We start from the raw sequence: 2,889 nt of genomic DNA on the forward strand, positions 1-2,889 counted from the left end.
GCTGTAGATCCCCACACCTCCCTGACTCGGCAGAAAGGCTTCAAGGTGGACGACTTTTACGCCGCCCGCAGCAGGACTATCCCGCCGCTACCGTGGTCGAATATTGCTCCGCCGTTCTCACCGGTGACGAGGTTGGCTTCACTTTCGCCAGCTACCGCGAATGGCTCGCCGGTGCTTCGGGCACGGCCGTTGACCATGCCGCCGAATTAATGCGCACATTCAGTCTGTGACCATCCGCGAAAGAAAGGCTTTCGGCTAAGCCCAGTTTGCGAACCGAGCCAGTCGTTCACATCCGCACCGGTAGCGTCGGGTCTCGACGAAAGCGGGCTTTCGTAGTGGGCTAACCGGGCGGTCGGCAGTACTCCCTAAACTCAGTCATAAGGGTAACCACGCCGATCTCCTGAAAGCGGTCATCCCGACTGACGCGATTGGACGACGGTGATAGTGCCCGGTGGAATAGTTCGTTGGGTCCGAGTATGCCTCAGTCATGGCCTTCTCGAACCCTCAGGTGTACATGGATGAACTGGCGGGACCGCTCTGCCGTCGCCTTGAGGGGGAGCCAACCGCCTACGACCTCGCCATTGCGACATGCATCATTCTGTACCATTTTGCTGATGTGGTGGCCCACGTGCGGGGCGGTAAGGCACATGAAGTCGCGGACGAGATCGCGGCGAAGGTCCCCGACTTTCACACGGTTCGGGCGATTGCCAACGCAGGCAAGCACGTGGAGCTGACCCGCCATCCGAAGTCTGAGTTGATAGGGCTGCGTGCTGAGCACATGGTCAGAGGGAAAGGCGCGGCGTTTAGCGACGGGTCTTACTTCGCGGACAATGTAACTTGGTCTGACATGCCGGATGCCGTGGTTGTGGAAACACCGGATGGCCGACTGCACGATGTGCCACACTTGTGCGCACGCGTCTTTAAAGATCTTTGCGCTGATGCCGCGCTTTTCCAAGTCTGAAGCGCGAAGGTACTTAAGCAATTGCCAGATGGCGCATCTAAGAGTGACGATCTAGAGCGCGCATAGGCTGAGCCATTTGGGGCATATGAATGAATGACAGCTTCGACTACGGATTAGACGAGAAAAACCGCATTTATATCGTGACTATCGTGTTTGTGGCGCTACTCGTCTTTGGGCCTGCTCAGCCATATGGGCTGGTCATCCGCTTCGCCTATTTGGCGGCAATTCCTGCCTTGCTGTGGCTGGCCCTGCGTCATGGCGGGGAAAAGCTCAATCTAAGCCCAAACGACAATGATCTCCTCAATCGCGGCATAACAGCGGCGATCGCAGGAATGCTTACGGTCGCAGCTTATCAGGCAGCCACAGCCAAGTATCATGGGGAGTGCACCCAGACGGTGAGAGACGGTCAGGGGGGATATGAATGCGTAGGCGATACCGTGACGGTCATAGGCCCCGACTACGGTATGGCCTTCATGTGGATTGTGTTTGCGGTCGCGGCGTTTTGGGCGGCGACAACACGCAGGTCGAGTTAATGACCGCAGCGATGCCGGCGAGACAGGGACTTGATGCAGCTGCGCAGGAGCGGCGCGGATCGAGAGTCATCCGGGCACTTCACATTAGGATTTCAGCGCTTCGGCGCTGCGAGGGGAGAGGGTGCGGACTTCGCGCGGGGGCTCGACCTATTCCTAGCACATGATTGAAAATTCAATCCGATTGCGGTAATCATGGCTGGGGCGAGGAGACCCTCGATGGACCATGATCGTTACGGACTGGATGGAATGCCGATCTCGTGTCGCGGTGCTGACTGCGATCCGGTCACGGGTCTTGCTTTCCCACGGGTGCGCGAAACAAATGGCGCCGGAATCCCGCATCTTAGGGTAATTCTCGCAGGGATGATGCTCGCGTTCATGGGCTTCTTTGCATGGCAGGCGCACCTGCTCGGCTGAGGGCCTAGGTTTGCCTCCGGGCGACATGCAGATGATCACGCTCTGGTTTGTCGGGGAAGCGCTCAAACTGGACAGCATAGCTATCGCCCAGACGGGCACGAACCTGCGTTGCCCAGCGCTCGCCCTGTTCATCCGAGATGTTGTTGCCTCTGAAGTCGAGCGCACGGTCGGCGTAGTGCGCGGATCCGGCCATATGCTGATTGCTGTCGTTGCCCGAGGTGACAACCGGCGTCGGCAGACCAAGTGCGCGCGCCTCGTCCGCGACCACGCCCAGTGCAGGCACCAGTCCGCCATCCATACGGCCGAGGCGAGCGCCAGGCTTAACCGTCATGCCAAGGCGGCGCGCATAGGTTGCACCATCGACGGGGCCTTCGGGGATGGCGAGCAAGGTTCCTCCCTCCTGTGGTGACGGTACAAGCATTTCAGCGCGCGCAACCGCCGGAACTGCTGGCGCTTGCGGCATGCCGAGACTGGCGTTGGTGTCCAGCGAACCTGAGCCCGCGATGCTGGCGACGTCAGTCAGTTCGTTTATCCGGTGCGCCCGCAGATCGCCCATCAGGTCATCCATGATGTAGGTGATGGCCTGATCACGGCGGGTAAGGTCGCGATAGTCGAGCCGAGGGTTCGAGATGTCCGGCAGGTGCCATTCGGGATGGTCGCGCTGCAGGGTCTCGTAGCGGTCCTGAATGAGGTTCGACATGTCGCTCGAGATCTGGAAGCCATGGCTTTCGGCATAACTTGCCTCGGACATCATCCGGCTGCCGATCTCGCGATAGCGTGCGGCGGCGGCACGGCGTTCTTCCGCTTCTGCTACTCGCCAGTCATTGCCGCCTGTACTGGTCCGCGAATGACTATGATCTGAGAACGGCGGAGCAATATTCGACCACGGTAGCGGCGGGATAGTCCTGCTGCGGGCGGCGTAAAAGTCGTCCACCTTGAAGCCTTTCTGCCGAGTCAGGGAGGTGTGGGGATCTACAGCGT

The 2,889-nt window shown here is 59.6% G+C and carries 4 protein-coding genes and 1 pseudogene; 4 read left to right on the forward strand and 1 reads right to left on the reverse strand.

Translation table 11 applies throughout. The annotated features are described in order from the left end of the window. The 4 genes from Q4610_RS21535 to Q4610_RS21550 all read left to right on the forward strand — a co-directional run. On the forward strand, positions 1-230 hold a 230-nt coding region (locus tag Q4610_RS21535), incomplete at its 5' end, for a hypothetical protein (RefSeq protein WP_304537820.1). 284 nt (positions 231-514) lie between these two features. Continuing rightward, positions 515-961 (forward strand): hypothetical protein, encoded by a 447-nt coding sequence (locus Q4610_RS21540; protein WP_304537821.1) that lies wholly within the window; start codon positions 515-517, stop codon positions 959-961. 89 nt (positions 962-1,050) lie between these two features. Next, on the forward strand, positions 1,051-1,494 hold the full coding sequence (locus tag Q4610_RS21545) for a hypothetical protein (protein ID WP_304537822.1): 444 nt from the start codon (positions 1,051-1,053) through the stop codon (positions 1,492-1,494). 216 nt (positions 1,495-1,710) lie between these two features. Beyond that, positions 1,711-1,908, forward strand: coding sequence for a hypothetical protein (locus Q4610_RS21550; protein WP_304537823.1), 198 nt, complete (start codon positions 1,711-1,713; stop codon positions 1,906-1,908). A 4-nt stretch (positions 1,909-1,912) separates the two neighbouring features. Here Q4610_RS21550 and Q4610_RS21555 read toward each other — a convergent pair. After that, a pseudogene (locus Q4610_RS21555) lies at positions 1,913-2,889 on the reverse strand (hypothetical protein); the annotation flags it as partial.

The organism is Sphingobium cyanobacteriorum (assembly GCF_030580935.1).
GTDB classification, from domain to species: domain Bacteria; phylum Pseudomonadota; class Alphaproteobacteria; order Sphingomonadales; family Sphingomonadaceae; genus Sphingobium; species Sphingobium cyanobacteriorum.

Bases quoted from the DNA above. Each gene is read 5' to 3' on its own strand.
- Q4610_RS21540 (WP_304537821.1), top strand. From the start codon at position 515: ATGGATGAACTGGCGGGACCGCTCTGCCGTCGCCTTGAGGGGGAGCCA.
- Q4610_RS21545 (WP_304537822.1), top strand. From the start codon at position 1,051: ATGAATGACAGCTTCGACTACGGATTAGACGAGAAAAACCGCATTTAT.
- Q4610_RS21550 (WP_304537823.1), top strand. From the start codon at position 1,711: ATGGACCATGATCGTTACGGACTGGATGGAATGCCGATCTCGTGTCGC.